This is a genomic window from Paraglaciecola chathamensis S18K6 (assembly GCA_000314955.1).
Classification (GTDB): Bacteria; Pseudomonadota; Gammaproteobacteria; order Enterobacterales; family Alteromonadaceae; genus Paraglaciecola; species Paraglaciecola chathamensis.
This window is the reverse complement of the sequence record BAEM01000017.1, coordinates 1-5174: the sequence shown is the minus strand read 5'-3', so window position 1 is coordinate 5174 and position 5174 is coordinate 1. Positions and strand designations below refer to the sequence as shown.

The following is a 5174-nucleotide window of genomic DNA, read 5'->3' as shown; positions in this document are numbered from 1 at the left end:
GAATGACATCCATGTCATTAATCCAGTGTAAGTCTTCGATGCTCTGGGTGACTTGAGTCGGTAACAAAAGAAAAAAGCAGCGACTGCGTCGCCAATAGAATCGGCTACGCCGCTGATTTAGAGGTGTTTTCAAGTGCGGACTTGATACGAATTATCATGGGTGTCGCCTTAATTAATCGCTTTGCTCACTATGCGCTTCGCACACAAAGATTACGCTGCGCGCTGAGAGTATGTGCTTCGCACACCAAGCAATCGCTTTGCTCACTATGCGCTTCGCTTATCGTCATCTCGGTAACTGCTCCTGCGTTACTCTACCTTCCGCCATCCATGGCGGTCGCATGACGAGTATGACTCTCGTCCCTACGAGCCAGTAACTTCTTTCAACAGCCAAAAGAAGTCACCAAGACAAAATGGTCGGGAACCATTTTGAACATCCAAAGGATGACCCGAAGGGCAAAGTACAGGATGTACTTTGTAAAGGCCGCCCTCCAACCAATTTTTTGATCCATATTTTTAATCGTCTTCAATGCCAGAACGGCGAAAGGTAACATCCCTGTAAAGCACTTCGCTGACTAAGCTCTTCGAAACCCTATAATTCAAAACGGTGTTTAAAGCCGTCCTTGGTGTCTCACCCGGCTTCGCCATCCATGGCGAATCGTTCACCCGATAGGAGCATTGCTCCTAAAAGCCACGGGCTTACCCCTGTCTGGACATCTGACAAGCCAATTAAAAAGATGGAAAATTGGAGTCGTGAACCAAAGTAGCGACTTCGTCGCCAATAGAATCGGCTACGCCGCTAGCTTAGAGGCGTTTTCGGATATTAGTTTCTGAGCAAATAATATTTGAGTGCTGTACACCTGCCAGGTGAAAGAATTAAATAACTTCCCCTGTCTTATGCAATCCAACATAAAAACTATTTCTTAGAACGTTTTAGTGATTTGCTACTTATTTGTGCTGGGCCATATCAGCTAGGGCTAATCTAGTGAAATAGAGCGATGTGAAAACGTTAAATTTAAAATTAAAATTATTAGAGGTACACAATGGAGTTTACGAACAAACGCACCATGCTAATTACAGCATCTTTAGTATTATTGGTGGCGATAACACAGATTATTTATACTGCCCTTTATGTTGCTGAAGTTAGCTTTTCAAGGCAAGTTTTATGGGGGCTAGAAGCATTAATATTTACTGTTCTTGTTGCTTTTGCCGGTGCATCTATGGTGCAGGCAAAAAACTGTCAACTAGGATGGTCGGCTATAGCGTTTAGTGCCGCTATTAACATTGTACAGGTGAGTATTGGCCTGACTTTATTTTCGTCATTTGGAAAAGTTGCGGGTGATGTTGAAGGGGCTCAACCGTTAATTGGTGGCGTGGTTGCTTTATCTTTTATGATTTACTATGCCGCCAAAATGCTATTGGGGTTAGCAGCACTTGTTTTTGGAATGGCAAGTATCGCTAAAGGTGGCAAAGCGATAGGTGGAATTACAGCGTTAGCGGGTGTAGTTGCTATGCTTGCCAATGGAGTTTTAATCACCTTTGGCCGCGACGGGTTTCTTCCCTCAGGTGTTGCTGGTGCCTCAGGTGTGATTGCGACGTTACTTTTAGCGATATGCTTGATAAGTATTTACCGTAAGGAAGATTAATGTCTTACGCGAAAGCGTCTTGTTAAATCAAAAATAAACATCGGTGCATAGTGCATGTGCTGGCACAGAGATTACGCTGCGCTAGGGCATGCGCTGTGCGCACCAAGCATTCGCGGTGCTCACCTATGCGCTTCGCTTACCTTATGAGCTGCGCTCACTTATGTGCTGCGCACACTGAGATTACGCTTCGCGCTGGGAGTATGTGCTTCGCACACGGCATCCATGCCTTTTTTCAAACGAAATCCATTTCGTCCAACTGACTTTTCTTCAACAGCTAAGAAAAGTAAGCAAAAGAAGCCGATCTCCAACCAATTTTTTGATCCATATTTTTAATTGTCTTCAATGCCAGAACGGCGAAAGGTAACATCCCTGTAAAGCACTTCGCCTTGTCCAGACGTCCATGTCTGGACATCTGACAAGCCAATTAAAAAAATGGAAAATTGGAGTCGTGAACCAAAGCAGCGACTACGTCGCTAAAAAAGCGGCATTTTATAGTGCGGATCTGAAATGAATTATCATGGGTGTCCTGTTAATTCCATGTGCTTTCAAGATATATTTCCTTCGCACTAATAGCCTTTCCATTGTCACTATTTTCTGATGGGACTATATTTAGCTTCTGCCCTATAGATAGTTGGCACCAGTCACGCCAATTGCCATTTTTAAAATTATCATAATGCAAAAAATAATCTTGATGAGATGAATCTTTTGAAAAGAGAAAGCTTGCTTTGTCTTTTGGTCTATTGGTTACCTTAACTTCAATCAACCCAGAAGCATCGAATTCTTTTTCATCGGCGTAATCAAAACTAGCAGCAGAGTTATTAGGCAGGTTCTTGAAAGGGTTACCCTTCAACTCTAACACTGAGAACTCCTTAATAATATCTTCAATAGTTCTTCTAGAATAATAAAGTTGGCCTATTTCGAAAATATGTTCATGAACGAACGCAAATAACTCCTTCCCTTCGTCACAAAATTTAAGATAATATTGTTGTCTTGAATAACAGAACTCAATCTCTTCAAATATCTTTACCGCTTGCTTGTTAGCAGTCCTTGAATACCCTTCATTGCGGAATACATCAGATAATATTCTAGTTGCCCGAACAAGAGCATCAACGGTTCCGGCAGGGTCTGTATCAACTAAATTTTCCATTTTTCTTTTCCAGGCACTTGCTCTATAAGTGCCTAGAGTTGATCTATATGGCCCAGACTCTTTCCATTTTTTTGTTTTTTCAAAGACTTGTTCGTATTGGCCGGAAAATAGCAACGAAAGAAAATATCCGCTATATATACTTTTACCAAAATTTACTATGTGATGCTCTTCGCAAGTCCAACCCATAGAGATTAACTGTTCATATAATTCTTGGGCAGAATCAAACTTCTTTACTGCATGGTACATTCGAGCTAGAAGGTAATAAGATGAAGGGTTTTGTTTCTCATATTTTTTTGCCAGCTTGTATTGCTCTTCTGCTGAATTAAAATCTTTTAAAGCCTCTAATACCCGCCCAAATGCCCTATGATAAAGACTATTTCCATCATGGATAAATTTTGAATCTTTGAGTTTTCTGAATAGACTAACCGCTACATCCGTATTTTTTCTAGACTTTCTTATTCCATTGTTGACTTCTGTTATTAGAATTTTGAGATTAGGGTTCGTATCATTTGGAATATAGTCATAGTGCCATTCTGGAAGTTCTTTTTGATTTTGCCTTATATCAATTTCATTTGATAAGTTCCTACGCTTATGTATTACAGCTTGAACTTTACTTCGTACTTCTATGTTCCTCGGTGAAACCAATAGAAGGTCTCGAACTGAGTCGCTTAACCTATATGATTCCTCTTCTTCTGATGAGGATCTACTAATTAAACTAGTTTTTGAAAGCTCACCTACTGCAGCTGAAATTTCATCTATTGACTTCCCCAAAAGCTCACATAGTGAGAATCTAGTAGAAGTATCTTCCACAAAAATCGTTTCCAGAATCTCTACAGCATCTTTTGATAGAGCACCTATAAGATTATTGTAGGAAAACTCCGCAATTTCCTTGTTTGCTACATTAAGTGATCGTGGCATGTCATGACCAGTAACTATTAGGTCAATTGTTAAGCGAATAGCGAGTGGATTAAAAAAACAGCCCTTAGTTAATTGGGTATATGCAGTTTCATCTAGAGATTGCCCACCTCTTTTTGATAAATAAGTCCTTGCCAGATGAATTGCTGATTTTTCTTTTAGTGTTTCTAAGCTTAGTATTGTTGCATTAGACACAGCTATTCGGCTTGTGACCAATACTTGCCAAGTCGGTGGTAGCTGATAGTTGAGCTCCTCGAAACTATCCTGCTTTTCTCTCAAAAGTGTTTCGAGATTATCGATACAAAGTAATATTTTCTGGCTTACCATCTTATCCTTTGCTTCTTCAAAAGAAGAAAATGATTCATCATAAATTTGATTGATCGATTGAAGGATATTATTTTTAAGTTCCTCCATAGTTTCAATCGAGTCTAAAGAAACCACTCCTTCAGAAGTCAACTTCTCTGTTTTCATTGTGATAAAAACTACAGCGTCCAGCGACTTAGAGAAACTTGGTGTAGAAACAATTGTGTTTAGCAAGTCCAAAGCAAGTGCTGTCTTACCTGAACCACCTGGTGCGACTAGTGCTATTGTATTGACACGTGGATTTGAAATGTATTTTTTTAGTTCCTGCAATTCTCTTGAACGACCAATTAAGCCTGTAACACCGTGATCGAATTGTTCAGGTAGGTTATTAGGAATTTGCCAAATGACTTTAGTTACCCAATCTTCAGGCGGGTCAGTTATTACGCCAGTTTCTGCTGACTCTAATGCCGTCTTAACTTCACTTAGACCTAAAATCTCGTTAACAGGGTCACTTGCTATTGCAGCCACCCGATACCAATAGCAATCCCAGAAAGGCCTATTTGGGTGAGATATTGCATTCCTTATCTCATATATATCCAGATGGTGGAAAAGTGAGTATAAGTAATTTATCGAGTCTATTATGCTACTATCTTGAGCAATATCTAATGCAAAACCGAACAACTCATCAAGGTAAGTTGCTTCAACAACATCTTTAATTGAATTGCGATTAAAAACTCTCCCTTTGTCGACTTCACGCTGGTGAATGTTTGCTAAGCTGTCTAAATTAAGGGAGTCTATATCGCCATTATTCAAAACAAATCTCCCCAATGCTTCTTCAATTTGATGAAGAAGCATAGTGGTTTTTCTTTTTATTTCATTGCTCAATTTTCAAATCCTTTTGTAATTCGTATTGCAGTCATAACAATATTTATATCTGGAAATTTTTTGCCTTTCCCCATCTGTCTTTTTTAGCATACACCGTAACTTGTTGTACAGGTTAAATTTTTTCCATCTTTATGCTTTTTCCTTTTGGAAACACGGAAAACTTCCAAGATCTTGCTGTTATCCGGAATAGTCGAAGGTAACGAGTATTTTTCTGTGCTTATAAATAAGCGCAGCGCATGCTTTGTTTTATTCACCGACTCAAGTCACCCCGAGCATCGAAG

Annotated in this window: 2 protein-coding genes; one reads left to right on the top strand and one right to left on the bottom strand. The window is 39.7% G+C overall.

Features of this window, described 5'->3' with window-relative positions; translation table 11 throughout:
* Window positions 1-1040: 1040 nt before the first annotated feature.
* A complete protein-coding gene (locus GCHA_RS05255) occupies window positions 1041-1643 on the top strand; it encodes a hypothetical protein (RefSeq protein ID WP_007985862.1) in 603 nt (200 codons plus the stop codon).
* Between the two features lie 529 nt (window positions 1644-2172).
* On the opposite strand, the gene GCHA_RS05250 is transcribed toward GCHA_RS05255, so the two are convergent.
* Entirely contained in the window at window positions 2173-4893 is a 2721-nt protein-coding gene (locus GCHA_RS05250; protein WP_318248937.1) for a hypothetical protein, read from the bottom strand.
* Window positions 4894-5174: the final 281 nt, after the last annotated feature.